Origin of the sequence: Nocardioides oceani, assembly GCF_030412965.1 — a bacterium.
Classification (GTDB): domain Bacteria; phylum Actinomycetota; class Actinomycetes; order Propionibacteriales; family Nocardioidaceae; genus Nocardioides; species Nocardioides oceani.
Genome location: NZ_JAUHJQ010000010.1, coordinates 81,918 through 108,627, shown reverse-complemented (window position 1 = coordinate 108,627; position 26,710 = coordinate 81,918). Strand labels below are relative to the sequence as shown.

Sequence of the window (26,710 nt, the reverse complement as noted above, 5' to 3'; positions counted from 1 at the left end):
GTCACAGCCAGCCGGACCGTTTGAAGAACGCCCACAGCACGCCGGACGAGCCGACCATGAGCGACAGCGCGAAGGCGTAGCCGAAGGTCCAGTGCAGCTCGGGCATGTGGTCGAAGTTCATGCCGTAGATGCCCGCGATGAGCGTCGGGACGACGACGAGGGCGGCGCCGGCGGAGATCTTGCGCATGTCGTCGTTCTGCTGCACCGAGATCCGGGCCAGGTGCGCGTCGAAGGCCGACGACAGCAGCGACTCGAGGTTGTCGACCACCTCGCCGACCTGGCCGAGGTGGTCGAGGACGTCGCGGAAGAACGGCGCCGAGCCCTCGTCGATGCCGGCGACCTCGCCGGCCGCCAGCCGGCGCATCGGCTCGCGCAGCGGCTGCACCGCCCGGCGCACCTCGGCGATCTCGCGCTTGAGGACGTAGATCCGGACCGAGTCGTCGGTGCGGGTGGGGGAGAAGACCGAGTCCTCGACCTCGTCGACGTCCTGCTGCAGCTCGTCGGCGACGTCGCGGTAGGCGTCGACGACCGTGTCGCACACGGCGTACACGACAGCGGAGGGGCCGTGGTCCAGCACCGACTGCCTCGACTCGAGGTACTGACGGGCCGACTGCAGCTCGGAGCCCTCGCCGTGGCGGACGGTCACCACGAAGTCCGCGCCGACGAACAGGTTGATCTCGCCGGTCTCGACCGCGTCGTCCTCGTCGACGTACCAGAGGGTCTTGAGGACGAGGAACAGGCTGTCGTCGTACCGCTCGAGCTTGGGACGCTGGTGGGCCTTGACCGCGTCCTCGACCGCCAGTGGGTGGAGGTCGAAGGCCTCGGCGACCCGGGCCAGCTCGTCGGCGTCGGGATGGTGCAGCCCCAGCCACACGAAGTCGCCCTCCTCGCGGACCTCGCGACGCAGGAGGTGGTAGTCCTGCGGTCCACAGTCCACCGGCACCCGCGAGCCGCGGCGGTAGAGCGCGCTGTCGACGATCACACCGGAACGGTACCGACGGGGCGACCAGTAGGGTTCGACGCCATGGCCACCGTCATCCTCGTCCGCCACGGCCGGACGACCGCGAACGCGAGCGGCATGCTCGCCGGCCGGATGCCCGGGGTGAAGCTCGACGCGACCGGCCAGAAGCAGGCGGCGCGGGCCGGCGAGCGGATGAAGGACCTGCCGGTGCAGGCCATCGTCAGCAGCCCGCTCGAGCGGTGCCGGCAGACCGCCAAGGCGATCATGCAGGCGCAGACCCCGCCGCTCACGCTGGTGACCGAGAAGGGCATCACCGAGTGCGACTACGGCGAGTGGCAGGGCCGCCAGCTGCGCGACCTGGCCAAGGAGAAGCTGTGGTCGACGGTCCAGTCGCAGCCGTCCGCGGCGGAGTTCCCCGGCGGTGAGTCCCTGGCGGCGATGCAGGCGCGGGCGGTCGCCGCCGTACGCCGACACGACGCGGCCGTCGAGGCGGCGCACGGCGCCGGCGCGGTGTGGGTGGCCGTCAGCCACGGGGACATCATCAAGTCCGTGCTCGCCGACGCGCTCGGCATGCACCTGGACCTCTTCCAGCGGATCAACATCGACCCCGCGTCGATCTCGATCGTCCGCTACACCGGCTCGCGGCCCTACGTCCTGGCCACCAACACCCACGCCGGCGACCTCGGTTGGCTGGCCCAGAAGCCCGCCCGCAAGACCCGGACCGGCAAGCGCGCGGCGGCCGCACCGGCCGCCGAGGACGCGGCGGTCGGCGGCGGCGCGGGTCCTTCTGCGGCCTCATAGGGTGGGGGACATGGCACCACTCGTCCACGGGTTCGACCCGCCGGAGCGCTTCGTCACCGGCACCGTCGGCCCTCCCGGCTCCCGCACGTTCTTCCTCCAGGCCCGCAGCGGGGTGCGCCTCGTGAGCGTCGCCCTGGAGAAGCAGCAGGTCGCCGCGCTCGCGGAGCGGATCGACGAGCTGCTCGACGAGGTGATGGCCAGCGAGCGGAACACCGCGATGATCCCGGCCGTTGCCCCGCTCGACCTCGAGGACACCGAGCCGTTGGAGCAGCCGATCGAGGAGGAGTTCCGCGCCGGCACCATGACGCTGTCGTGGGACCCCGACGACGAGCGCGTGGTGATCGAGGTCTTCCCGTTCACCGAGGCCGCGGTGGTCTCGCCCGAGCAGGTCGACGAGGACTTCGAGGAGCCCGAGCCCGAGGAGGTCCTCCTCGTCCGGATCGCCGCCGGCGCCGCGCGGGCGTTCGTCAAGCGCAGCGAGCAGGTCCTCGAGGCCGGCCGCCCCTCCTGCCCGTTCTGCGGGCTGCCGATCGACCCCGACGGCCACCTGTGCGTCCGGGCCAACGGGTTCCGCCGCCGGGACCCGTGACCTCCGCCGAGCCGACCGGGGTCGACCTGGTCGAGGACGAGCTGGTGCTCCACGGCCGGATCATGCCGGCGAGCAACGCGACGTTCCTCGGCGAGATCGGCGGCGTCAAGGTCGTCTACAAGCCCGTGCGGGGGGAGCGCCCGCTCTGGGACTTCCCCGACGGTGACCTCGCCTCGCGCGAGGTGGCGGCGTACGTCGTCTCGGAGGCGACCGGGTGGGACGTCGTGCCGCAGACCTGGCTGCGCGAGGGCCCGCACGGGGTCGGGATGGTCCAGCGCTGGCAGGAGCCCGACCCCGACCAGGCGGCCGTCGAGATCGTGGCGCACGGCGAGGTGCCCGCGGGGTTCCTCCACGTCTTCGACGGCATCGACGGGCGCGACCTGCCGGTCAGCCTGGTCCACGAGGACAGTGCCGCCCTGCGTCGGATGGCGGTCTTCGACGTGGTGGTCAACAACGCCGACCGCAAGGGTGGCCACGTCCTGGAGATGGCCGACGGCCACCGCTACGGCGTCGACCACGGCATCACGTTCCACCACGAGCACAAGCTGCGCACGGTGCTGTGGGGCTGGCTGGGGGAGCCGTTGCGCGACGAGGACGTCGAGGTCGTGCGCCGCGTGCGGACCGGCCTCGCCGGCGAGCTGGGCGAGGCCCTCGCGCCGCTCCTGACCGACCGCGAGATCGACGCGCTGGACCGCCGGTGCGCCCGGCTGCTGGACCGCGGCGTGATGCCGGCGCCCCACGGGGAGATGCCGGCCATTCCCTGGCCACCCTTCTGACCGGACCGGTGCGCCGGGGTCGTTAGGCTGCGGGCCATGCGCGCCTGGACGTCCCCGGAGATCCCCGCCCTCCCCGTCACGGGTCCGGAGGTCGCGGTCCACGACACCGCCACCGGCGCCCTCGTCACGACCACCCCCGACGGCCCCGCCCGCATGTACGTCTGCGGCATCACGCCCTACGACGCCACGCACCTGGGCCACGCGGCGACGTACGTCGGCTTCGACCTGCTCAACCGGGCGTGGCGCAACGCGGGCCACGAGGTCCGCTACGTGCAGAACGTCACCGACGTCGACGACCCGCTGCTCGAGCGCGCGACCAAGGTCGGCACGGACTGGACCGAGCTCGCCGAGCGCGAGACCGAGCTGTTCCGCCAGGACATGACCGCGCTGCGGGTGCTCGCGCCCGACCACTACATCGGCGCGGTGGAGTCGATCCCGTTGGTCCTCGACCTCGTCGAGCGGCTGCAGGCCGCAGGTGCGGTCTACCGCGTCGAGGACGACCTCTACATGTCGGTGACCGCCGACCCGGCGTTCGGCGAGGAGTCGGGCTGGGACCGCGAGACGATGCTGCGGATCTACCCCGAGCGCGGCGGCGACGTCGACCGCGCCGGCAAGAAGGACCCGCTCGACTGCGTCGTGTGGCGCGGCGAGCGCGAGGGCGAGCCGTCCTGGCCCAGCCAGTTCGGCCCCGGGCGGCCCGGCTGGCACGTCGAGTGCACCGCGATCGCGCTGGAGCACCTCGGCGGCGCGTTCGACGTGCAGGGCGGCGGCAGCGACCTCGTCTTCCCGCACCACGAGATGTGCGCCGGGCACGCCCAGGTCGCCGAGCCGGGCACGCCGTTCGCGCAGACCTACGTCCACGCGGGCATGGTCGCCTACGACGGCGAGAAGATGTCGAAGTCGCGCGGCAACCTGGTCTTCGTCTCGGCCCTGCGCAACAGCGACGTCGACCCGATGGCGATCCGGCTCGCGCTGCTGCGCCACCACTACCGCGCCGACTGGGAGTGGACCGACGCCGAGCTCTGGGACGCCGTCGACACCCTCGCCGACTGGCGTCGCGCGCTGGCCCTCGGCGCTGGTGCGCCCGCCGCCCCGGTCGTCGCCGAGGTGCTCGAGGCGCTCGCCACCGACCTCGACGCCCCGCGCGCCGTCGCCGCCGTCGACCGCTGGGTGCGCGCCACCCTCGGCACCGACGGGCTGGCGGACACGAGCGACGCCGACGCCGGCGTCGCCGTGCTCGCCGTCCTCGACGCCGCGCTCGGCCTCGCCGTCTGAGCCGAGGACCTAGCCGGCCCCTCCGCCGGACTCGTCGCCGCGCCGCTTGAGGTAGCGCTCGAACTCCCGGGCGATGGCCTCGCCGGACGCCTCGGGCAGGTCGGTGGTGTCGCGGGTCTCCTCGAGCGCGCGCACGTAGTCGGCGACGTCCTCGTCCTCTTCCGCGAGCTCGTCGACGCCGCGCTCCCAGGCCCGGGCGTCCTCGGGCAGGTCGCCGAGGGGGATCGAGACCTCGAGGAGGTCCTCGAGCTGGCCGATGAGCGCGAGCGTCGCCTTCGGGCACGGCGGCTGGGCGACGTAGTGCGGGACGGCGGCCCAGTACGACACCGCCGGGATGTCGAGCCGGACGCAGGCGTCCTGGAAGACCCCGACGATGCCGGTCGGACCCTCGTAGGTCGACTGCTCCAGCTTCAGCCGGTCCACCAGGTCCGGCTCGGTGGCCGTCCCGGTGACGGGGATCGGGCGGGTGTGCGGGGTGTCGGCGAGCAGCGCGCCGAGGGTGACGACCAGCTCGCCGCCGAGGTCGTCGCAGGCGGCGAGCAGCTCGGCGCAGAACTGGCGCCACCGCATGTTCGGCTCGATGCCGCGCACGAGGATCACGTCGCGGTCGAGGTCCGGGGGAGAGGCCACCGCGATCCGGGTGGTCGGCCAGGTGATGCGTCGGTGCCCGAGCTCGTCGGTGCCCACGACCGGGCGGTTGACCTGGAAGTCGTAGAACTCCTCGGGGTCGATGGCGCCCACGACGCGCGCGTTCCACACGTCCATGAGGTGGTCGACCACGGAGGAGGCCGCGTCGGCGGCGTCGTTCCAGCCCTCGAAGGCCGCGATGACCACGGGGTCCACCAGGTCGGGCAGGTCATCGATCTCGATCACCTCACCAGCGTAGTCACGGCCCGGGATTTCGCCGGGCACGACGCCCGGTGCCACGATCTGAGAACCCTGTCCAGCACCCGGACGCTCTTCCTACGCTGGAGCCACCCGCCCGGAAGGAGCAGGCGTGCCCGATCTCGCACCGCCGAACCACCGACCCGACGCCACCGAGACGCTGACCGCGACGCTGCGCGAGCGGGTGATGGTGATCGACGGTGCCATGGGCACCGCCATCCAGCGCGACCGGCCCGACGAGGCCGGCTACCGCGGCGAGCGGTTCGCGGACTGGCCGAGCGACGTCGTGGGCAACAACGACCTCCTCACGCTGACCCAGCCCGACATCATCGAGGGCATCCACCGCGAGTACCTCGAGTCAGGCGCGGACATCATCGAGACCAACACCTTCAACGCCAACGCGGTGTCGCTGGCCGACTACGGCATGGAGGAGCTCGCCTACGAGCTCAACCTGGAGGCCGCGCGGCTGGCCCGCCGCGCCTGCGACGCGGTCGCCACCCCCGACCGCCCGCGGTACGTCGCCGGCGCGCTCGGTCCCACGACCCGCACGGCCTCCATCTCACCCGACGTCAACGACCCGGCCGCCCGCAACGTGACCTACGACCAGCTCGTGGCGGCGTACCGCACCGCCGCGCAGGGCCTCGTCGACGGCGGCGCGGACCTCATCGTCATCGAGACGATCTTCGACACCCTCAACGCCAAGGCGGCGATCTTCGCCGTCGAGACGCTCTTCGAGGAGCAGGACCGTCGCTGGCCGGTCGTCATCTCCGGCACCATCACCGACGCGTCGGGCCGCACGCTGTCGGGGCAGACCACCGAGGCGTTCTGGAACTCCGTGCGCCACGCCCGGCCCCTCGCGGTCGGCCTGAACTGTGCGCTGGGCGCGAAGGAGATGCGCCCCTACATCGCGGAGATGAGCCGGGTCGCCGACACCTTCGTCAGCTGCTACCCCAACGCCGGCCTGCCGAACGCGTTCGGCGAGTACGACGAGGCCGCGGAGGAGACCGCCGCGGTGGTCCGCGAGTTCGCCGAGGCCGGCTTCGTGAACCTGGTCGGCGGTTGCTGCGGCACCACGCCGGCGCACATCGGCGCGATCGCCGGTGCGGTCGCCGACGCGACCCCCCGCGAGGTCCCGGCGGTCAGCCCGGCCCTGCGGCTCTCCGGCCTCGAGCCGTTCACGATCGACGACGAGTCGCTGTTCGTGAACGTCGGCGAGCGCACCAACATCACCGGCTCGGCCCGCTTCCGGACGCTGATCAAGGACGGCGACTACGACACCGCCCTGTCGGTCGCCGGGCAGCAGGTCGAGAACGGTGCGCAGGTCATCGACGTCAACATGGACGAGGGGATGATCGACGGGGTCGCGGCCATGGACCGCTTCCTCAAGCTGATCGCCAGCGAGCCGGACATCAGCCGGGTCCCGGTCATGGTCGACTCCTCGAAGTTCGAGGTGATCGAGGCCGGGCTCAAGAACGTCCAGGGCAAGGCGATCGTCAACTCGATCTCCATGAAGGAGGGCGAGGAGGCGTTCCGCGCCCAGGCCCGCCTGTGCCACAAGTACGGCGCGGCCGCGGTCGTCATGGCCTTCGACGAGGACGGGCAGGCAGACGACCTCGAGCGCCGCAAGGCGATCTGCGGGCGGGCCTACCGGATCCTCGTCGACGAGGTCGGCTTCCCGGCCGAGGACATCATCTTCGACCCGAACGTGTTCGCCGTCGCCACGGGCATCGAGGAGCACGCGTCGTACGGCCTGGACTTCATCGAGGCCACGCGCTGGATCAAGGAGAACCTCCCCGGGGCGAAGGTCTCGGGCGGCATCTCCAACGTGAGCTTCTCCTTCCGCGGTAACAACCCCGTGCGCGAGGCGATCCACGCGGTCTTCCTCTTCCACGCGATCGCCGCCGGCCTGGACATGGGCATCGTCAACGCCGGCGCGCTCGTGGTCTACGACCAGGTCGAGCCGGAGCTGCGCGAGCGCATCGAGGACGTCGTCCTCAACCGCCGCCCCGACGCCGCCGAGCGGCTGCTGGAGATCGCGGAGTCGTTCAACAAGAAGGGCGAGGAGGTCGAGGCGGCCGCCGAGGAGTGGCGCTCGCTGCCCGTCGGCGAGCGGATCACCCACGCGCTGGTCAAGGGCATCGACGCCCACGTCGAGGCCGACACCGAGGAGCTGCGCCAGGAGATCGCCGAGCGGGGCGGCCGGCCCATCGAGGTGATCGAGGGACCCCTCATGTCCGGCATGGACGTGGTCGGCGACCTCTTCGGCTCCGGGAAGATGTTCCTGCCCCAGGTGGTGAAGTCCGCGCGCGTGATGAAGAAGGCCGTCGCCTACCTCATCCCGTTCATCGAGCAGGAGAAGCTCGACAACCCCGCACTGGCCACCGCCAAGGACACGAACGGCACGATCGTCATGGCGACCGTCAAGGGCGACGTCCACGACATCGGCAAGAACATCGTCGGCGTCGTGCTGCAGTGCAACAACTTCGAGGTCATCGACCTCGGCGTCATGGTGCCGGCGCAGAAGATCCTGGAGACGGCCGCCGAGGTCGGCGCCGACGTCATCGGGCTCTCCGGGCTGATCACGCCGTCGCTGGACGAGATGGTCACCGTCGCGACCGAGATGCAGCGCCTCGGGCTCGAGATCCCGCTGCTCATCGGCGGTGCCACCACCTCGCGCGCGCACACCGCGGTCAAGGTCGACCCTCGCTACGACGCGCCGGTCGTGTGGGTCAAGGACGCCTCGCGGTCGGTGCCGACGGTCGCCTCGCTGCTCCACGCCGACCGCCGGGTCAAGCTCCTCGCGGACCTCAAGACCGACTACGACGCGCTGCGGGCGCGCCACGCGACCAAGCAGGACCGGCCCCAGCTGACGTACGCCGACGCCTGCGCGAACGCCACCCCCGTCGACTGGGACGGCTACGTCCCGCCCAGCCCCAAGCAGCCGGGCGTGCACGTGCTCGACGACTACGACATCGCCGAGCTGCGCGAGTACATCGACTGGCAGCCGTTCTTCAACGCCTGGGAGATGAAAGGCAAGTTCCCCGACATCCTCAACAACCCGGCGACCGGCGAGGCCGCCCGCAAGCTGTACGACGACGCCCAGGCCATGCTCGACCGGATCGTCGAGGAGCGCTGGCTGACCGCCCGCGCGGTCTACGGGTTCTTCCCGGCGGGCGCCGAGGGCGACGACGTCGTCGTCTGGGCCGACGACGACCGGCAGGAGCGCCGCGCCGTCCTCCACCAGCTGCGCCAGCAGGGCCAGCACCGCGAGGGCGTGCCGAACCGCTCGCTCGCCGACTACGTCGCACCGGTCGCCACCGGCCTCGCCGACCACGTGGGCGCGTTCGCGGTGACCGCCGGCATCGGGCTGCCCGAGAGGGTCCAGCAGTTCAAGGACGACCTCGACGACTACAACGCGATCATGGTCGAGGCCCTCGCCGACCGGCTGGCCGAGGCGTTCGCCGAGCGGCTGCACCAACGGGTCCGCACCGAGCTGTGGGGCCACGAGCCGGCCGAGTCGCTGTCGAACGAGGACCTCATCGCCGAGCGCTACACCGGCATCCGGCCGGCCCCCGGCTACCCGGCCTGCCCCGACCACACCGAGAAGCAGACGATCTGGGAGCTGCTCGACGTCGAGGCGAGCACCGGGATCGAGCTGACCGAGTCGATGGCGATGTGGCCCGGTGCCTCGGTCTCGGGGGTCTACTACAGCCACCCGCAGTCGCAGTACTTCGTCGTCGGCCGGCTCGGTCGCGACCAGGTGGCGGCGTACGCCGAGCGCAAGGGGTGGACGCTCGCCGAGGCCGAGCGCTGGCTCTCCCCGAACCTCGGCTACGACCCGGAGGACTGATGGCGACGACGACCGGTCCCGCGGCGGTGCTGTGGGACATGGACGGCACGCTCGTCGACACCGAGCCGTACTGGATCGAGACCGAGTTCGCGCTCGCCGAGCGCTTCGGCGGCACCTGGTCCGAGGCGCACGCGCTGTCGCTGGTCGGCAACGACCTGATGGTCTCGGCGCGCTACATCCGCGAGCACATGCCGCTCGAGCTCCCGCCGGAGGAGATCGTCGAGCTGCTGCTCGACGGCGTCGTGGAGCGGGTACGCCGCAGCGTGCCGTGGTGCGCCGGTGCGCGGGAGCAGCTCGTCGCCCTGGCCGGGGCCGGCGTGCCCTGCGCGCTGGTGACGATGTCGTGGACGCGGTTCGTCGAGCCCATCCTCGAGCAGCTGCCGCCGGGGACGTTCTCCACGGTCGTCACCGGCGACCACGTGACGCACGGGAAGCCGCACCCCGAGCCGTACCTCACCGCGGCCGAGCGGCTCGGCGTCGACCCCGCCGACTGCCTCGCTGTCGAGGACTCCGCGACCGGCGCCAGCTCGGCGGAGGCCGCGGGGTGCGAGGTGCTGGTCGTCCCCAACCACGTCGAGGTGCCGCCCGGACCCGCGCGGACCTTCGCCGACTCCCTCGCCGGGCTGGACCTCGCGGAGGTCTGGTCGGCCACGCGCACCCGTCGCGAGGGTGCCGTCCCCGGCGCCGGCGGGTACTAGTACCCCCGGGCAATGGCGGCCTGCCCGCCGCCCACGCCAGGATGGTGCCCACTCGGGCACCTGGTGTTCGAGGCACCACCAGGAGAGGTCCACATGTTCGTCCGACGCAGTCCCGCCATCGTGCTCGGCATGGTCTTGAGCGCAGCGGCCCTCGTCCCCGCCCCGGCGGTGGCGAGTGATGGCGGGACTGCGGAGGGCGCACCGCCCTCGAGCCAGGTGGACAACCCGGTCGTCGCGAAGAAGGACCCGGTCCTCGCCATCAAGGACTGCGAGGGCGCGAGCACCGCCAAGATCCGCGTCACCGTCATGTCGAACGGTGAGCTCGAGGTCGTCGGCGTCGTGTGGAGCTCCGACGAGGACGTCTGGGCCTGGAAGTTCAAGCACAACGGCGACTTCTCCTACATGGGCGAGGTCAAGGCCAAGGACGCCGACCGTTCCCTGCGGGTCGTGCGGTTCATGGCGGACCTCGCCGGCACCGACGAGGTCTTCTTCCGCGCCGAGAACACCAGCACCGGCGAGGTCTGCAAGCTCACCAAGAACGTCTGACGCACGCTGCGCCTCCCTATCCTGGGCTCCGGCGCCGAAGCGTGCGTCCGGACGAGAGGGAATGGTGTGCGACTCCTGCGCAGCCCGGTCGTGCAGTTCGTGCTCCTCGCCGTCGTGACGATGGCGGTGATCATCATCTCGACCAACGCCATCGCCGAGGACGTCGCCGAGGCGGAGGCGGTGGCCGAGGCCCGCAACACCACCGAGGTGCTCGCCCGCTCGGTGGTCCGCCCCCAGCTCCGTGTGGTCAGCGAGCGGCTGTTCGACCGGAAGCCCGGAGCGGTCGACCGGTTCACGTTCCGCGCCAACCGGACCATGAGGCGCATCGTCCTCGTCGAGAACCCGCAGGCCGTCCGCCTCAACATCTGGCTCTCCGACGGGTTCCTCCTCTACGCCAACCGCCCCGACCTGGCGGGTGTGACCTACCAGCTCAGCGCGGACCAGCGGCGAGTCCTGCAGGCCGGCGGCACGGGGTACGCGATGGTGTCGCGGCAGGACCCGGCGAGCGCGAAGCGGGATCAGGGCCGCCCCCTGGTGCGCGTCTACACGCCCATCAGCGTCCGCGGCCAGGTGCTGCTCTTCGAGGTCTACTACTCCCTCGACCGCATCCAGGAACGCCGTCAGGAGATCCTCTCGCCGTTCCGCTGGATCACGATCGGCTCGCTGGCGGGCCTCCTCCTCGTGGTCACGCCGATCCTCTGGCTGCTCACCCGCCGGCTGACCCGTGCCGGTGAGGAGCGCGAGCGGCTCCTGGTGTCCACCGTCGACGCCTCGGACGCCGAGCGGCGCCGCATCGCGCGCGACCTCCACGACGGCGTGGTCCAGGACATCGCCGGCACGACGTTCTCGCTCACGGCGCTCGCCCGGGACCCGGCCGTGCCCACGCCGGCGCGCGAGACGCTCGACACCGCCGGGGACTCCCTGCGCGACAGCCTGCGCGCGCTGCGCTCGCTGCTGGCCGAGATCCACCCGCCCGACCTGCACGCCGACGGCCTGGAGCCGGCCCTGAACGACCTGATCGCGCCCGCGGTCAACGCCGGCATCCAGGCCTCGGTCAGCGTCAGCGGCCTGGACGGCGACTCCGACGCCGCGGTCGCGCTGGTCTGGCGGGTCGCCCAGGAGGCGGTCCGCAACGCGCTGCGCCACTCCGGCGCCAGCACCGTCGCGGTGACGGTGCAGGGCGTGGGGGACCGGCTGCGGCTGGAGGTGGTCGACGACGGGATCGGCTTCGACCCGTCGGTCTCCGACCCCGACCGCTACGGTCTCAAGGGCCTGCGCAGCCTGGTCAAGGACATCGGCGGCGAGATCGACGTGATCTCGGCGCCCGGCGAGGGCACCACCGTGCGGATGGAGGTCGCGAGGCAGTGAGCAGCACACCGATCCGGGTGGTCCTCGTCGACGACCACGCCGTCATCCGGGCCGGGCTGGCCCAGCTGCTGGCCGGCACCGGCGACATCGAGGTCGTCGGCCAGGCCGAGAACGGCGAGCAGGCGCTCGCGGTCGTGCGCGACGTCCAGCCCGACGTGGTCCTCATGGACCTCCAGATGCCGGGCGTCGACGGCGTCACCGCCACCCGCAACATCAAGGCCGCCGGACTGGCCGCCGACGTGCTGGTCCTGACCTCCTACTCCGACAGCGAGCGGATCGTCGGTGCGCTGGACGCGGGGGCGGTCGGCTACCTGCTCAAGGACGCCGACCCCGACGACGTGCTCGCCGGGATCCGCGCCGTGAGCCGCGGGGAGTCACCGATCCACCCCCGCGCGGCGCGCACGCTGCTCGGCGTACGGTCCGGGGCGCCGCAGGTCCAGCTGACGAGCCGCGAGACCGAGGTGCTCGGCCTGGTCCGCGAGGGCCTGGCCAACAAGCAGATCGCCCGACGGCTCGACATCAGCGAGCGCACCGTCAAGGCCCACCTCACCTCCGCGTTCGCGCGGATCGGCGTCGCCGACCGCACCCAGGCGGCGCTGTGGGCGGAGCGCAACGGCCTCTGACCCGGCTCGTCGCCGTGTGCGGGTCAGTCCGCGGCCGTCGGCAGCGGCGGGGGAGTGCCGCCGAACTCCGGGCACAGCGACTGGTGGCGGCACCAGTCGCACAGCCGGCTGCGCCGCGGGCGCCAGTCACCGCTCTCCTCGGCCGAGCGGATCGCCCGCCAGACCGCCTCGACCTTCCGCTCGGTGGCCAGCAGGTCCTGCTCGTCGGGGCGGTACCGCAGGATCTCGCCGTTGCCCAGGTAGACCAGCTGCAGCACCGCCGGGACGATCCCGCGGGTCCGCCAGACGACCAGGGCGTAGAACTTCATCTGGAACAGCGCCCGGGCCTCGAACCCGGCCGCCGGCGCGCGGCCGGTCTTGTAGTCGACGATGCGGATCGAGCCGTCCGGGGCCACGTCGACCCGGTCGACGAAGCCGCGGAGCAGCAGGCGCGAGTCGAGCAGGCTCTCGACGTACAGCTCGCGCTCGGCCGGCTCGAGCCGGCTGGGGTCCTCGAGGGTGAAGTAGCGCTCCAGGACGGTCGCGCAGGTGGCGAGCCAGGCGGCGGTCGCCGGGTCGTCGTCGCCGAACATCGCGGCGACGTCCGGCTCCTCGGCGCTGAGCCGCTCCCAGACCGGCTGCAGCATCGCCCGGGCCTGCTCGGGCGTCCGCTCGACCGCGGGCAGGTCGAAGAGGTCCTCGAGCACCTTGTGCACGACCGTGCCGCGCACCTGCTCGGGCGACGGCGGCTCGGGGAGCCGGTCGATGGTGCGGAACCGGTAGAGCAGCGGGCAGGTCAGGAAGTCGCCGGCCCGGCTGGGGGAGAGGGCACCGAGGACCTCGACCCCGTCGACGGGCGTCGAGACCCGCTCCGCCGGCGAGGGGGCCGGAGAAGGGGCCGGCGACACGTCCTGCTGCACGCTCATGCGCAGGACCCTAGGCCAGCCCGCCGACACCGGTGCGCACCTCCGGCGGGTCCGGCCGTGGGAGCGCCCCGATAGGCTGCCGGCGTGGCCGACCCCGATCATCCCGGCGACGGCCGGGCCTCCGACCGCTCGCCCGCACGGCGTCCGCCCGGCACCTTCAAGGTCGGCACGATCGCCGGCGCCGACGTCCTGGTGTCGTCCTCGTGGTTCGTCGTCGCCGCGCTCATCGCCGTGGTCATCGCGCCGCGCGTGGAGCAGGTCGAGCCGGGCCTCGGCGCATTGAAGTACGTCGCCGGGCTGGCCTTCGCGGTCGTCCTCTACCTCTCGGTGCTGCTCCACGAGGCCTCGCACGCGGTGATGGCCCAGCGCTACGGCTACCCGATCAGCTCCATCACGCTGCACTTCCTCGGCGGCATGACCGCCATCGAGGCGGAGACCACCAAGCCCCGGCAGGAGTTCGCCATCGCCGTGGTCGGCCCGCTGACGTCGTTGGCGGTCGGCGCCGCGGCGTTCGGCCTGTGGTTCGTCGTCCCCGACGGCCTGCTGCTGCTCGCGGTGGAGGGCCTGGCGGTCGCGAACCTGCTCGTGGGCGTGCTCAACCTCGTCCCCGGCCTCCCCCTCGACGGCGGCCGGGTGCTCAAGGCCGCCGTGTGGGGCGCCACGAAGGACCCCCACCGCGGCACCATCGCCGCCGGCTGGGGCGGCCGGGTGACGGCCGTGCTCGTCCTGCTGTGGCCCTTCGCCCTCGAGCCGGTCCTCGGCGTCCGGGCCGAGCTGCTGGACTTCCTGCTCGCCTTCGTCGTCGCGCTCTTCCTGTGGTCCGGCGCCACTGCGGCGATCACCTCGGCCCGGGTCCGCCGCAGGCTGCCCCACCTCGTCGCGCGCGACCTCGCCCGGCGGGCGCTCGCCGTGCCGGAGGAGCTCCCGCTCGCGGAGGCCGTGCGCCGCGCGCAGGAGGCCCAGGCGGGCAGCCTGGTCACCGTCTCCTCGGGCGGAGCCCCGACCGGCGTCGTCAACGAGGCAGCGCTGCTCGCCACCCCAGAGGACCGGCGCCCGTGGGTCGCGACCTCCACCGTCGCCCGCACGATCGAGCCGGGCCTGCGGCTGCCCGTCGACCTGGCCGGCGAGGACCTCGTCCGCGCGCTCGGCCGCACCCCCGCGACGGAGTACCTCCTCGTCGAGGACGACGGCAGCGTCTACGGAGTGCTCGTGACCGCCGACGTCGATCACGCGTTCCGCCGCAGCCCCGACTAGGGTCTCGCGCATGCCCGACGCCCTGCCCGACGTGAACACGGACGCCTGGTCGGGGGTCCACCGCGGTCCCCTCCGCGAGGGGGAGTGGGTGCGCCTGACCGACCAGAAGGGCCGCCGCCACAACTTCGAGCTCGTCCCCGGCAAGCGCTTCTTCTCCAACCGGGGCCACCTCGAGCACGACGAGCTGATCGGCCGCGAGGAGGGCTTCACGGTCACCTCCTCGGCCGGCGGCGAGTACCTCGTCTTCCGGCCGCTGCTCGCGGAGTTCGTCGTCTCGATGCCCCGCGGTGCGGCCGTGGTCTACCCCAAGGACGCCGCCCAGATCGTCGCGATGGCCGACATCTTCCCGGGCGCGCACGTCGTCGAGGCCGGCGTCGGCTCCGGCGCACTCACCTGCTCGCTGCTGCGCGCCGTCGGCCCGTTCGGCAAGGTCTCCTCCTACGAGCGCCGCGAGGAGTTCGCCGAGGTCGCGCGCAAGAACGTCACCCAGTTCTTCGGCGCACCGGAGGGCAGGACCCACCCGGCCTGGCAGCTGACCCTCGGCGACCTCGCCGAGGCGCTGCCGGCGTCGGGGGAGCGGTGCGACCGGATCGTCCTCGACATGCTCGCCCCCTGGGAGTGCCTCGACGCGGCCGCGGACGCGCTCGTGCCCGGCGGCATCGTGTGCGCGTACGTCGCCACGACCACCCAGCTCTCGCGGTTCGTCGAGACCGTCCGCCTCCACGGCGGGTTCACCGAGCCGCAGCCGTGGGAGTCGCTCGTGCGCGACTGGCACGTCGAGGGCCTCGCGGTCCGGCCCGGCCACAAGATGATCGGCCACACGGCGTTCCTGGTGACCGCCCGCCGGATGGCCCCCGGGCAGAAGCCCCCGCTGAAGAAGCGGCGGCCGGCCCCCGGCGCGTACGGTCCCGACTACACCGGTCCGCGACCGCCCGGCGTGCCCGTCGAGGAGCTCCCCGGTGACGTGCCCGGCGAGGTGCCCGGCGAGGTGCCCGGGGCCTGAGGACCGCTCCGCGTCCGAATCGTGACCAACCCGGCGGTTCACCCCCTTCCGTTGTCGGACTGCGCGGGTAGGGTCGCTCAACACGAGGAGGTGCGCCGATGACATCCGACATCCCCAGCTCGGGCAGCCGCGCTCAGGACGGACCCAGCCCCGAGGAGCTCGCGAGCCACGTGCGGTTCCTGGAGGCGGAGGTGACCGACCTCCGCCGGCGGCTGAGCGACTCGCCCTCGCACAACCGCGGCCTCGAGCTCCGGCTCGCCGACGCCCAGCGGTCCCTGGCCGCCGTGACGTCGCAGAACGAGCGGCTGGCCAGCACGCTGCGCGAGGCGCGCGACCAGATCATGAAGCTCAAGGAGGAGGTCGACCGGCTGGCCCAGCCGCCGGCCGGCTTCGGCACCTTCCTGGCGCGCAACGACGACGACTCCGTCGACGTCTTCACCGGTGGCCGCAAGCTGCGGGTCAACGTGAGCCCGAGCGTCGACCTCGACACGCTGCGCCGCGGCCAGGAGGTCATGCTCAACGAAGCCCTCAACGTCGTCGCCGCGCTCGACTACGAGCAGGTCGGCGAGGTCGTGATGTTCAAGGAGGTGCTCGCCGACGGCGAGCGTGCCCTGGTCATCGCCAACGCCGACGAGGAGCGGGTGGTCCGGCTCGCCGAGCCGTTGCGCACCGAGACCATCCGCGCCGGCGACAGCCTGCTGCTCGACTCCCGGGCGGGCTACGTCTACGAGAAGGTCCCGAAGTCGGAGGTCGAGGAGCTCGTCCTCGAGGAGGTCCCCGACATCGCCTACGAGTCCATCGGCGGCCTCGGCGGGCAGATCGAGCAGATCCAGGACGCGGTCGAGCTGCCGTACCTCTACCCCGAGCTGTTCCGCGAGCACGAGCTCAAGCCGCCCAAGGGCGTGCTGCTCTACGGCCCTCCCGGCTGCGGCAAGACCCTGATCGCCAAGGCGGTCGCGAACTCGCTGGCCAAGAAGGTCGCCGCACGGCACGGCACGGACGGGGCCGGCCAGGAGGTGAAGTCCTACTTCCTCAACATCAAGGGCCCCGAGCTGCTCAACAAGTACGTCGGCGAGACCGAGCGCCACATCCGCCTGGTCTTCCAGCGGGCGCGGGAGAAGGCCAGCACCGGCACGCCGGTCATCGTGTTCTTCGACGAGATGGACTCGCTGTTCCGCACCCGCGGGTCGGGCGTCTCCTCCGACGTGGAGAACACCATCGTCCCGCAGCTGCTCAGCGAGATCGACGGCGTGGAGCTGCTGGAGAACGTCCTGGTCATCGGCGCCTCGAACCGCGAGGACATGATCGACCCGGCGATCCTGCGACCGGGCCGGCTCGACGTGAAGATCAAGATCGAGCGGCCCGACGCCGAGTCGGCGCGCGACATCTTCTCCAAGTACCTCACCCCCAGCCTGCCGCTGCACGCCGACGACCTCGCGGAGTTCGGCGGGGACCGCGAGGCGACGGTCGCGGGGATGATCCGCGCCACCGTCGAGCGGATGTACACCGAGACCGAGGAGAACCGGTTCCTCGAGGTCACCTACGCCAACGGGGACAAGGAGGTCCTGTACTTCAAGGACTTCAACTCCGGCGCGATGATCCAGAACATCGTCGACCGCGCGAAGAAGATGGCCATCAAGGACCTCCTCGAGCAGGACCAGCGCGGCCTGCGCGTCTCGCACCTGCTGCAGGCGTGCGTGGACGAGTTCAAGGAGAACGAGGACCTCCCGAACACCACCAACCCCGACGACTGGGCGCGGATCTCGGGCAAGAAGGGCGAGCGGATCGTCTTCATCCGCACGCTCATCAGCGGCAAGCAGGGCACCGAGCCCGGCCGGTCGATCGACACCGTCTCCAACACCGGTCAGTACCTCTGACCGTTCGCGCCGGGGCCGTTGCGGGTAACGGCCCCGGTGCGGCGGCCACCCCCGACGGCCGCCCGGAGGAGGGAACCCCTGTGTTGAAGATCATGCTGATCGTCCTGGTCGTCCTGGCGGTCCTGTACGTCGCCTCGATGCTGCTGCGCCGCCGCTAGTCGACGACGGCCCGGCCGCTACCGCGGCCGAGCCACCTCGGTGACGTCGGCGACCTGGGCACCCAACGCGGTGACCAGGTCGTCGGCGTCCACCGTCAGCCCGGCGCCGTGCTCGCCGGCCCCCAGCGAGATCCGTCCCGCGATGCTCGCGTCCGCCACGACCGGCAGCGCGGTGGCGCTCCCGAGCGGCGTGATCGTGCCCCGCTCGTAGCCGGTCACCCGGCGAGCCTCCTCGGCCGAAGCCATGGTCAGCCGGTTGACGCCGAGCAGCGCGCGCAGCTTCGGCCACGCGATCTCCCGGTCGCCGGGGACCAGCACGAAGCGGTGGTCGCCCTCGGCCACCCGCACCACCATCGACTTCACGAGCCGGTGCGGCTCGACGCCGCGCGCCGCGGCCGCCTCCCGCAGCGACCCGACCGGTCCGTGGCGCACGACCTCGACCGACAGGCCCAGGGCACGCGCCGCCGCGACGACGCCGGCGGCACCCGGCTCGCTCACGCCGCGACCGCCCGACCCACGAAGCCGTGCGTCCACGGTCGCGTGACGGCCGGTCCGGGGAGGTCGGCCTCGTCGACCTCCTCGAGCACCAGGCCCGCGTCGCGGACCAGGGCGGGCACGTCGCGGCTGAGGTGGCAGCCGCCGCACACCACCCGTTGCACCGGGTCGAGCCGGCGCTGCCAGGCGGCCACCCGGGCGTCCGGCGACCGACCGTGCTCGAGCAGGTGGAACGAGCCGCCGGGGCGCAGCACGCGGCGTACCTCTCCCAGGGCGGCGGCGACGTCGGGGATCGTGCACAGGGTGAACGTCGAGAGCACCGCGTCGTAGGACCCGTCGGCGGCGTCGAGGACCTGTCCGTCGAGACCCACCCGCCGGACCGGGACCAGGGCGGTCGCGCGGCGCGCCGCGGACATCCGCCAGGCGGCCTCGGACGGCTCGACGACGTCGAGCCGGGTGACGGCCGCAGGCAGGTGGGGCAGGTTCAGGCCGCTGCCGAAGCCGATCTCCAGGACGCGTCCGGCCAGCCCGCTGCACGCGGTCCGGCGCAGGGCTCCCACCTCCGGCGTCGACAACGCCCGGTCGACCAGCCGGGGGACGACGCGGTCGCTCCACAGACCCATCCGCCCAGCCTAGGCCCGCCGCCCCCGTAGGCTCGGGCCATGAGCGTCCGCCGCGTGATGGGCACCGAGGTCGAGTACGGCATCTCGGTGGCCGGCCAGCCCCTGGCCAACCCGATGGTCGCGTCCTCGCAGGTGGTCAACGCCTACGCCTCGGCGACCGCCAAGGCCCGCCGCGCCCGCTGGGACTTCGAGGAGGAGTCGCCGCTGCGCGACGCGCGTGGCTTCGACATGTCGCGGCAGGTCGCCGACCCCAGCCAGCTGACCGACGAGGACCTCGGTCTCGCCAACGTCATCCTCACCAACGGCGCCCGGCTCTACGTCGACCACGCGCACCCGGAGTACTCCACGCCGGAGGTCACCACCCCGCTCGACATCGTGCGCTGGGACAAGGCGGGGGAGCAGGTGATGCTCGACGCCCAGCGCCGGGCCGCGCTGCTGCCGGGAGGGGCTCCCATCGCGCTGTACAAGAACAACACCGACGGCAAGGGCGCCTCCTACGGCGCGCACGAGAACTACCTGATGCGGCGCTCGACCCCGTTCGCCGACATCGTCAAGCACCTCACGCCGTTCTTCGTCAGCCGGCAGGTCGTCGCCGGCGCCGGCCGGGTCGGCCGCGGGCAGGACGGCCGCGAGCACGGCTTCCAGGTCAGCCAGCGCGCGGACTTCTTCGAGGTCGAGGTCGGCCTGGAGACGACGCTCAAGCGACCGATCATCAACACCCGCGACGAGCCGCACGCCGACCCGGAGAAGTACCGCCGGCTCCACGTGATCATCGGGGACGCGAACCTGGCCGAGGTGTCGACGTATCTCAAGATCGGCACGACCGCGCTGGTGCTGGCGATGATCGAGGACCGGTTCATCACCGTCGACCTCTCCATCGACGGACCGGTCTCGGCCCTGCGCGCGGTCTCCCACGACCCGACCCTGCAGCGCACGGTCACGCTGCGCGACGGGCGCCGGCTGACCGCGGTGCAGCTGCAGCTGGAGTACCTCGACCTCGCGCGCAAGTACGTCGAGGACCGGTACGGCGCCGACGCCGACCCGCAGACCGTGGACGTCCTGGCGCGCTGGGAGTCGGTGCTGGACCGCCTCGAGCGGGACCCGATGCTCTGCGCCCGCGAGCTCGACTGGGTCGCCAAGCTCCGGCTCCTGGAGTCCTACCGCTCGCGCGACGGGCTCGACTGGGACGACGCCAAGCTGCAGCTGATCGACCTGCAGTACTCCGACATCCGCCCCGAGAAGGGGCTCTACGCGAAGCTGGCCGCCGCCGGCCGGATCGAGCGGCTGCTCGACGACGCGTCGGTGGAGTCGGCGATGCACGACCCGCCGGAGGACACCCGCGCCTACTTCCGCGGCCGCTGCCTGGAGAAGTACGCCGAGCACGTCGCCGCGGCGTCCTGGGACTCGGTCATCTTCGACCTGCCGGGCCGCGAGTCGCTCCAGCGGGTGCCCACCATCGACCCGCTCCGCGGCAGCAAGGCGTCGGTCGGTGAGCTGCTGGACCGTTGCGAGACGGCGGAGGACCTGTTCACCGCGCTCACCCGCTGACCGAGCCGGGGCGTGGTCTCGACCCGCCCGTCGCGCGCTCGCAAGCTCGCCCGGGGCTCGCTCGACCTCCCGTCCCACGCCGCGCGCTCCTTCGCCGCGCTCGGCTAGGGTCGTGACATGGCACAGGAGCAGAAGCAGCCGAAGAGGTCCTCGGAGAGCGAGGAGGTCGTCGAGACCGCCCCGGAGACCGATGTCGCGGAGCGCAAGGAAGCCCTGGACAGCGACGTCGACGACATCCTCGACGAGATCGACGACGTCCTGGAGACCAACGCCGAGGACTTCGTGAAGTCCTTCATCCAGAAGGGCGGGCAGTAGGTCTTGACCGATCCCCGCCTGCCCGCTGCCTACCTGCAACCGGGCGTCTCGTCGTTCGCCGACTTCCTGGCCGACCAGGCCCCGGACCTCCTGCCGGCGCGCCGGGCGGTGCCCCAGGGCAACGCCGGTGACCTCGCGCCCCACGGCACCACCATCGTCGCCGCGACCTTCCCCGGCGGCGTCGTCATGGCCGGCGACCGTCGCGCCACGATGGGCAACATCATCGCCCAGCGCGACATCGAGAAGGTCTTCCCGGCCGACGAGTTCTCCGCCGTCGGCATCGCCGGCACCGCCGGCCTCGCAGTCGAGATGGTGCGCCTGTTCCAGACCGAGCTCGAGCACTACGAGAAGATCGAGGGCACCACCTTGTCGATGGACGGCAAGGCCAACCGCCTCGCCGCGCTCATCCGGGGCAACCTCGGCATGGCGATGCAGGGCCTCGCGGTCGTGCCGCTCTTCGCGGGCTACGACCTGGCCGCCGGCCAGGGCCGGATCTTCAGCTACGACGTCACCGGCGGCCGCTACGAGGAGACCGCGTTCCACTCGGTCGGCTCCGGCTCGCTCTTCGCCCGCGGCGCGCTGAAGAAGCTCTACCGCGACGACCTCAGCCCCGAGGACTGCGCCACGGTGGTGGTGCAGGCGCTCTACGACGCCGCTGACGACGACTCCGCCACCGGTGGGCCCGACCTCGCCCGCCGCATCTTCCCCGTCGTGCAGGTGATCACCGCCGACGGCGGCCGCCGGATGAGCGACGCCGAGGTCGCCGACATCGCCGACCGGGTCGTCGCGGGCCGGATGGTCCGTCCCGACGGACCGGCGGCGCCGCTGACCGGCCCGACCACCGGGAGGGACGCCTGATGAGCACGCCGTTCTACGTCTCGCCCGAGCAGCTGATGAAGGACCGGGCGGACTTCGCCCGCAAGGGCATCGCCCGCGGCCGCTCGGTCGTCGCCGTGCAGTACGCCGACGGCGTGCTGTTCGTCTCCGAGAACCCCTCGCAGGCGCTGCACAAGGTCTCCGAGATCTACGACCGGATCGCCTTCGCCGCGGTCGGCCGCTACAACGAGTTCGAGAACCTCCGCATCGCCGGCGTCCGCCTCGCTGACATGCGCGGCTACGCCTACGACCGCCGTGACGTCACCGGTCGCGGCCTGGCGAACGCCTACGCGCAGACCCTCGGCACGATCTTCTCCAGCGGTGGCGAGAAGCCCTACGAGGTCGAGATCTTCGTCGCCGAGATCGGTGACGAGGCCGCCGCGGACCAGATCTACCGGCTGACCTACGACGGGCAGGTCGCCGACGAGCACCGGTACGCCGTGATGGGCGGCGCCGCCGACCAGGTGGCGACGTACCTCAAGGAGCACTACCGCGCGGGCGCGAGCCTCGAGGACGCGCTCCGGACGGCGGTCACCGCGCTCGGCCACACCGACAGCGACGACCGGGTCATCGCGGTCGACGACCTCGAGGTCGCGGTGCTCGACCGCACGCGCTCCCAGCAGCGCAAGTTCAGCCGGCTCGCGCCGGCGCGGCTCGAGGTGCTCCTCGGCGGTCGCGGGCAGACCTCGCCGTCGCAGGTGAACCCGGACGGCGACCCGCCGCCCTCGGAGCCCGAGCCGCCGGTGGCGCCTCCCGTCTCCTGACGTCGGACGTCGGGGGCGGAAGTTCCGCCCCCGGCGACCAGACGGTGCGTAGGGTGCATCCATGGACCGCCGGATCTTCGGGATCGAGAACGAGTACGGCGTCACCTGCACGTTCAAGGGGCAGCGCCGGCTCTCCCCGGACGAGGTCGCGCGCTACCTGTTCCGCAAGGTCGTGAGCTGGGGCCGCTCGAGCAACGTCTTCCTGCGCAACGGCGCCCGGCTCTACCTCGACGTCGGCAGCCATCCGGAGTACGCGACGCCCGAGTGCGACGACGTCATCGAGCTGGTCACCCACGACAAGGCCGGCGAGCGGGTCCTCGAGGGCCTGCTCCTCGACGCCGAGCAGCGCCTGCACGACGAGGGCATCGCCGGCGAGATCTACCTGTTCAAGAACAACACCGACTCTGCCGGCAACTCCTACGGCTGCCACGAGAACTACCTGGTCGGCCGGAGCGGTGAGTTCTCCCGCCTCGCCGACGTGCTGATCCCGTTCTTGGTGACCCGGCAGATCGTCGTCGGGGCGGGCAAGGTGACCCACACCCCGCGGGGCGCGGGCTACAGCGTTAGCCAGCGCGCCGAGCACATCTGGGAGGGCGTCTCCAGCGCGACGACGCGCAGCCGGCCCATCATCAACACCCGCGACGAGCCGCACGCCGACGCCGAGAAGTACCGCCGCCTCCACGTGATCGTCGGCGACTCCAACATGAGCGAGACCACGACCATGCTCAAGGTCGCCAGCTGCGACCTGGTGCTGCGCATGATCGAGGAGGGGGTCGTCATGCGCGACCTCACCATGGAGAACCCGATCCGGGCGATCCGCGAGATCTCCCACGACGTCACCGGCACCCGCAAGGTCCGGCTCGCGAACGGCCGCGAGGCCAGCGCCCTGGAGATCCAGGGGGAGTACCTCGCCAAGGCCCGCGACTTCGTCGACCGCCGCGGCATCAGCACGCCGGTGATCGAGCAGGCGCTGGACCTGTGGGAGCGCGGGCTCAAGGCCATCGAGTCCGACGACCTCGGCCTGGTCGACCGCGAGATCGACTGGGTCATCAAGTGGAAGCTCATCGACGCCTACCGCGCCAAGCACGGGCTCCCGCTCGGGCACCCGCGGATCGCGCAGCTGGACCTGGCGTACCACGACATCCACCGCGACCGTGGCCTCTACTACCTGCTGGAGAAGCGGGGCAAGGTCGCGCGGGTCACCACCGACCTGAAGATCTTCGAGGCCAAGTCGGTGCCGCCGCAGACGACCCGCGCCCGGCTGCGCGGGGAGTTCATCCGCAAGGCCCAGGAGCGCCGTCGCGACTTCACCGTCGACTGGGTCCACCTGAAGCTCAACGACCAGGCGCAGCGCACGGTCCTGTGCAAGGACCCGTTCCGGGCGTACGACGAGCGGGTGCAGCGGCTCATCGACGGGATGTGAGCCGCCCAGCGTCCTCTCAGGGACCGCTTGTAGGGTGAGCGCCGCTCCGACCGCCCAGCCTCGAAGGTGAACCCTGTGCTCCGACGACTCCGTCGCCCCGCGCTCGTCCTGGTCCCCGTCCTCCTCGCCGCGTCGTTGACCGCCTGCGGTGACGACGAGGGCGACGCCGGCGCCTCCGGTGACTACGAGCGGCTCGACGCCGTGGAGGTCACCGGCGACATCGGCGAGCAGCCGAAGGTCGAGTGGAAGGGCGTGATGGAGGCCGGTGACATCGAGGCCGAGACGCTGGTCGAGGGCGACGGCGCGGAGCTCGAGGACGGCGACCGGGTCGTCACCCACATCTGGATCGGCAACGGCTACACCGAGACCAAGGCGTACAGCACCTACGACAAGGGCGGCGAGCCGCAGACGCTGACGGTCGGCGAGGACCTCGCGCCGATCTTCGCGGACGCACTGGAGGGCCAGACGCTCGGCTCGCGCGTGGCCGTGACCGCCTCCGCCGAGGAGGCCTTCGGCGAGGTCGGCAACCCGCAGCTCAACATCGCCAACCAGGACTCCGTCCTGGTCCTGGTCGACCTCGTCGAGGAGTTCGTCCCGCCGGCGCCGAAGGACGTGCCCGCAGCCCAGCTGCCCGGCATCGTCTTCGGCCCGAAGGGCGACCCGGTCCGCCTGCGCTTCCAGGGCCTGCCGAAGCCCGACGCCGACGGCGAGCTGCTGCGTCACGTCGTCCGCGAGGGCAAGGGCGAGGAGATCACCGCGTCGAGCACCATCAAGGCCGACTACCTCGGCATGGTGTACGCCGCCGGCAAGCCGTTCGACGAGTCCTACTCCAAGCAGCCGGCCGAGTTCTCCCTCCAGGGCGTCGTCGAGGGCTGGACCTACGGACTCTCCGGTCTGAAGGTCGGCAGCCGCGTCCTGCTCTCCATCCCGCCGGACCTCGGCTACGGTGACCAGTCCCAGCCCTCGATCCCGGCCGGCAGCACGCTGTACTTCGTCGTCGACATCATCTCGGCGCAGTGACGCGGCGCCCCGGTCGTGCGCGGCCGGGGCGCACGCGGGCGAGGACGGGAGAGCGATGAGCGGGACGACCGGCAAGAAGACCGAGCGGCTGCTCAACCTGCTCATCATGCTGCTCGTCCAGCGCCGGTTCGTGCCCAAGGAGCGGATTCGCTCGATCCTTTACCCGGGGACGAGCGACGAGGCGTTCGAGAAGATGTTCGAGCGCGACAAGGACGAGCTGCGCTCGCTCGGCGTGCCGATCGAGGTCGGGCAGATCGACGCCTACTTCGACGACGAGCCGGGCTACCGGATCCGCCCCGACGAGTTCGCGCTGCCGGCCATCGACCTGGAGGCCGACGAGGCCTCCGTGATCGCCCTGGCCACCAAGGTGTGGGAGCACGCGCGGCTCGCCGACGCCACGACCGAGGCGGTCCGCAAGCTGGTCGCCCTCGGCGTACCCGTCGACGTCAGCGCCCTCGACATCGTCGAGCCGCGCCTGACCGCCGACGAGCCGTCGTTCGACGTGTTCCTCGAGGCCACCACGGAGCGCACCCCGGTCGAGTTCGACTACCTGCGCAGCGGCGAGGTGACGCCGACACGGCGGCACCTGCAGCCGTGGGGCGTCGCGCGCTACTCGGGGCGGTGGTACGTCGTCGGGCTGGACACCGACCGCGGTGCGGAGCGGGTCTTCCGGCTCTCGCGCGTGCAGGGCGAGGCGCGCCGCACCGGCGAGCCGGGCTCGTACGACGTCCCGCCCGGCACCGACGTGCGCGAGGTGGCCCGCCGGCTGGCGCCACCGCCGAGCAGCGACCGCACCGTCGTGCTGGTGCGCGCCGGCGCCGGGTACGCGCTGCGCCGCAACGCCGACGAGACCCAGACCGGCGTGCCCGGCCCCGACGAGCGGACCGCGTGGGACCGTCTCGTGCTGACGCGCGGCATCCCCGGTGCGGCCGACGAGATCCTCGCCCACGGCGCGGACGTGGTCGTCGAGGAGCCGGCCTGGCTGCGCGAGACCGTCGTCGCCCGGCTCCGGGCCGCGCTGGAGAGCGTCCGGCCGGGGGAGCGGGCGTCGTGAGCGCCCGGCGGGCATCCCGCGCCAAGCCGGCCGCGAGCGGGGCCAAGGACCAGGTCGGCCGACTGCTCGCGCTCGTGCCGTACCTCCACGCCCACGGCCAGGTCCGCGTCGACGACGCCGCGGCGGCCCTCGGCGTACCTCCCGAGCAGGTCGTCAAGGACCTCAAGGTGCTCCTGATGGTCGGCCTCCCGGGCGGCTACCCCGACGACCTGATCGACGTCGACCTCGACTCCCTGGAGGGACCCGAGGCGGACGGCGTCATCCGGATCTCCAACGCCGACTACCTGGCTCGCCCGCTGCGGCTGACGCCCACGGAGGCGACCGCGATCATCGTCGCCCTGCGCGCGCTGCGGGGCGGTGCCGGCGAGGAGACCCGCGGGATCGTCGACCGCGCCCTGGCCAAGCTCGAGGCCGCGGCCGCGGAGGCCGCGCCGCGCGTCGACCCCGGCCTCGACGCCGCCGACGTCGACCTCGCCCTGCGGGCGACGCGCCTCCAGCAGGCCGCCGACGAACGGCGGCAGGTCCGGATGACCTACTGGGTGCCGAGCCGCGACGAGCAGTCCGAGCGCGTGGTCGACCCGCGCGGCGTGGTGACCCACCACGGCTGGACCTACCTCGACGCGTGGGACCACGGGGCCGAGGCGCCCCGGCTGTTCCGGCTCGACCGGATCCAGGGGCTGGAGGTCCTCGACGAGCCGATCGAGACCGAGCCGACCGCCCCGCGGGACCTGGGGGAGGGGATCTTCAGCCAGTCCGAGGAGACCCGCCGGGTCACCCTCCACCTCGACCCGCCGGCCCGCTGGGTCACCGAGTACTACCCCGTCGAGGACGTCCGGCCCCGGGACGACGGCTCGCTCGAGGTGGACCTGGTCGTCGCCGACGACCGCTGGCTGCTGCGGCTGCTGCTCCGGCTGGCGCCGCACGGCCGGGTCGTCGTGCCCCGAGAGTTCACCGAGCCGTTCACCGCCGCCGTGGAGCAGGCGCTGAGCCTCTACCCCGACCCGGCGTAGACTGACCGGGCAC

25 protein-coding genes are annotated in these 26,710 nt (G+C 72.3%); 20 read left to right on the top strand and 5 right to left on the bottom strand.

The features are described 5' to 3' along the window. Position 1 precedes the first annotated feature (1 nt). Positions 2–982, bottom strand: coding sequence for a magnesium/cobalt transporter CorA (gene corA / locus QWY28_RS19430; protein WP_300954317.1), 981 nt, complete (start codon positions 980–982; stop codon positions 2–4). Between the two features lie 42 nt (positions 983–1,024). Between corA and QWY28_RS19425 the strand changes: the two genes are divergently transcribed. Genes QWY28_RS19425 through mshC form a run of 4 tightly spaced genes read left to right on the top strand, consistent with a single transcriptional unit; the run spans position 1,025 to position 4,402 of the window. Then, positions 1,025–1,762: a histidine phosphatase family protein gene (locus QWY28_RS19425; protein ID WP_300954316.1), complete on the top strand. Its 738-nt coding sequence runs from the start codon at positions 1,025–1,027 to the stop codon at positions 1,760–1,762. Positions 1,763–1,772: 10 nt separating this feature from the next. After that, on the top strand, positions 1,773–2,351 hold the full coding sequence (locus QWY28_RS19420; RefSeq protein ID WP_300954315.1) for a DUF3090 domain-containing protein: 579 nt from the start codon (positions 1,773–1,775) through the stop codon (positions 2,349–2,351). Next, positions 2,348–3,127: an SCO1664 family protein gene (locus tag QWY28_RS19415; protein ID WP_300954314.1), complete on the top strand. Its 780-nt coding sequence runs from the start codon at positions 2,348–2,350 to the stop codon at positions 3,125–3,127. The genes QWY28_RS19420 and QWY28_RS19415 overlap by 4 nt, the downstream gene beginning before the upstream one ends. A 36-nt stretch (positions 3,128–3,163) precedes the next feature. Next, positions 3,164–4,402 (top strand): cysteine--1-D-myo-inosityl 2-amino-2-deoxy-alpha-D-glucopyranoside ligase, encoded by a 1,239-nt coding sequence (gene mshC, locus QWY28_RS19410; protein ID WP_300954313.1) that lies wholly within the window; start codon positions 3,164–3,166, stop codon positions 4,400–4,402. A gap of 9 nt (positions 4,403–4,411) precedes the next feature. On the opposite strand, the gene QWY28_RS19405 is transcribed toward mshC, so the two are convergent. After that, positions 4,412–5,275, bottom strand: a complete 864-nt coding sequence (locus tag QWY28_RS19405) for a PAC2 family protein (RefSeq protein ID WP_300954311.1) — start codon at positions 5,273–5,275, stop codon at positions 4,412–4,414. A gap of 124 nt (positions 5,276–5,399) precedes the next feature. Here QWY28_RS19405 and metH point away from each other — a divergent pair, with 124 nt between their 5' ends. The 5 genes from metH (at position 5,400) to QWY28_RS19380 (ending at position 12,372) form a co-directional block, all read left to right on the top strand. Next, complete coding sequence (gene metH / locus QWY28_RS19400; RefSeq protein ID WP_300954309.1) at positions 5,400–9,137, top strand: methionine synthase; 3,738 nt, start codon at positions 5,400–5,402, stop codon at positions 9,135–9,137. Then, on the top strand, positions 9,137–9,835 hold the full coding sequence (locus QWY28_RS19395; RefSeq protein ID WP_300954307.1) for an HAD family hydrolase: 699 nt from the start codon (positions 9,137–9,139) through the stop codon (positions 9,833–9,835). Before metH ends, QWY28_RS19395 begins: the two co-directional genes overlap by 1 nt. A gap of 129 nt (positions 9,836–9,964) precedes the next feature. Beyond that, positions 9,965–10,381 carry a hypothetical protein gene (locus tag QWY28_RS19390; RefSeq protein WP_300954305.1) on the top strand — a complete coding sequence of 139 codons (417 nt, stop codon included), beginning with the start codon at positions 9,965–9,967 and terminating at the stop codon, positions 10,379–10,381. Between the two features lie 66 nt (positions 10,382–10,447). Then, entirely contained in the window at positions 10,448–11,749 is a 1,302-nt protein-coding gene (locus QWY28_RS19385) for a sensor histidine kinase (protein ID WP_300954303.1), read from the top strand. Next, complete coding sequence (locus QWY28_RS19380) at positions 11,746–12,372, top strand: response regulator (protein WP_300954301.1); 627 nt, start codon at positions 11,746–11,748, stop codon at positions 12,370–12,372. Before QWY28_RS19385 ends, QWY28_RS19380 begins: the two co-directional genes overlap by 4 nt. A gap of 23 nt (positions 12,373–12,395) precedes the next feature. Here the strand turns inward: QWY28_RS19380 and QWY28_RS19375 are convergent, their stop codons facing one another. Further along, on the bottom strand, positions 12,396–13,277 hold the full coding sequence (locus QWY28_RS19375) for a RecB family exonuclease (RefSeq protein WP_300954299.1): 882 nt from the start codon (positions 13,275–13,277) through the stop codon (positions 12,396–12,398). 84 nt (positions 13,278–13,361) lie between these two features. Between QWY28_RS19375 and QWY28_RS19370 the strand changes: the two genes are divergently transcribed. The 3 genes from QWY28_RS19370 (at position 13,362) to arc (ending at position 17,411) form a co-directional block, all read left to right on the top strand. Further along, positions 13,362–14,531 carry a site-2 protease family protein gene (locus QWY28_RS19370; RefSeq protein WP_300954297.1) on the top strand — a complete coding sequence of 390 codons (1,170 nt, stop codon included), beginning with the start codon at positions 13,362–13,364 and terminating at the stop codon, positions 14,529–14,531. A gap of 10 nt (positions 14,532–14,541) precedes the next feature. After that, positions 14,542–15,534 (top strand): tRNA (adenine-N1)-methyltransferase, encoded by a 993-nt coding sequence (locus tag QWY28_RS19365; protein WP_300954295.1) that lies wholly within the window; start codon positions 14,542–14,544, stop codon positions 15,532–15,534. A 98-nt stretch (positions 15,535–15,632) separates the two neighbouring features. Further along, positions 15,633–17,411 (top strand): proteasome ATPase, encoded by a 1,779-nt coding sequence (gene arc, locus QWY28_RS19360; RefSeq protein WP_300954293.1) that lies wholly within the window; start codon positions 15,633–15,635, stop codon positions 17,409–17,411. A gap of 176 nt (positions 17,412–17,587) precedes the next feature. Here the strand turns inward: arc and QWY28_RS19355 are convergent, their stop codons facing one another. Together QWY28_RS19355 and QWY28_RS19350 are read right to left on the bottom strand one after the other, a co-directional pair. Further along, positions 17,588–18,067, bottom strand: coding sequence for an aminoacyl-tRNA deacylase (locus QWY28_RS19355; protein ID WP_300954291.1), 480 nt, complete (start codon positions 18,065–18,067; stop codon positions 17,588–17,590). Further along, positions 18,064–18,687 (bottom strand): class I SAM-dependent methyltransferase, encoded by a 624-nt coding sequence (locus QWY28_RS19350; protein ID WP_300954288.1) that lies wholly within the window; start codon positions 18,685–18,687, stop codon positions 18,064–18,066. The genes QWY28_RS19355 and QWY28_RS19350 overlap by 4 nt, the downstream gene beginning before the upstream one ends. Before the next feature lie 39 nt (positions 18,688–18,726). Between QWY28_RS19350 and dop the strand changes: the two genes are divergently transcribed. The 8 genes from dop to QWY28_RS19310 all read left to right on the top strand — a co-directional run bounded on the left by dop (position 18,727) and on the right by QWY28_RS19310 (position 26,697). Then, positions 18,727–20,235: a depupylase/deamidase Dop gene (gene dop / locus QWY28_RS19345; protein ID WP_300954286.1), complete on the top strand. Its 1,509-nt coding sequence runs from the start codon at positions 18,727–18,729 to the stop codon at positions 20,233–20,235. A 117-nt stretch (positions 20,236–20,352) separates the two neighbouring features. Continuing rightward, positions 20,353–20,550 (top strand): ubiquitin-like protein Pup, encoded by a 198-nt coding sequence (locus QWY28_RS19340; protein ID WP_300954284.1) that lies wholly within the window; start codon positions 20,353–20,355, stop codon positions 20,548–20,550. Between the two features lie 3 nt (positions 20,551–20,553). Continuing rightward, complete coding sequence (gene prcB / locus QWY28_RS19335) at positions 20,554–21,408, top strand: proteasome subunit beta (RefSeq protein ID WP_300954282.1); 855 nt, start codon at positions 20,554–20,556, stop codon at positions 21,406–21,408. Next, positions 21,408–22,190, top strand: a complete 783-nt coding sequence (gene prcA, locus QWY28_RS19330) for a proteasome subunit alpha (RefSeq protein ID WP_300954280.1) — start codon at positions 21,408–21,410, stop codon at positions 22,188–22,190. The genes prcB and prcA overlap by 1 nt, the downstream gene beginning before the upstream one ends. A gap of 61 nt (positions 22,191–22,251) precedes the next feature. After that, positions 22,252–23,613, top strand: coding sequence for a Pup--protein ligase (gene pafA, locus QWY28_RS19325; protein ID WP_300954278.1), 1,362 nt, complete (start codon positions 22,252–22,254; stop codon positions 23,611–23,613). Positions 23,614–23,688: 75 nt separating this feature from the next. Further along, complete coding sequence (locus QWY28_RS19320; RefSeq protein WP_300954276.1) at positions 23,689–24,633, top strand: FKBP-type peptidyl-prolyl cis-trans isomerase; 945 nt, start codon at positions 23,689–23,691, stop codon at positions 24,631–24,633. A gap of 55 nt (positions 24,634–24,688) precedes the next feature. After that, complete coding sequence (locus QWY28_RS19315; protein WP_300954274.1) at positions 24,689–25,687, top strand: helix-turn-helix transcriptional regulator; 999 nt, start codon at positions 24,689–24,691, stop codon at positions 25,685–25,687. Beyond that, a complete protein-coding gene (locus tag QWY28_RS19310; protein ID WP_300954272.1) occupies positions 25,684–26,697 on the top strand; it encodes a helix-turn-helix transcriptional regulator in 1,014 nt (337 codons plus the stop codon). Before QWY28_RS19315 ends, QWY28_RS19310 begins: the two co-directional genes overlap by 4 nt. Positions 26,698–26,710: the final 13 nt, after the last annotated feature.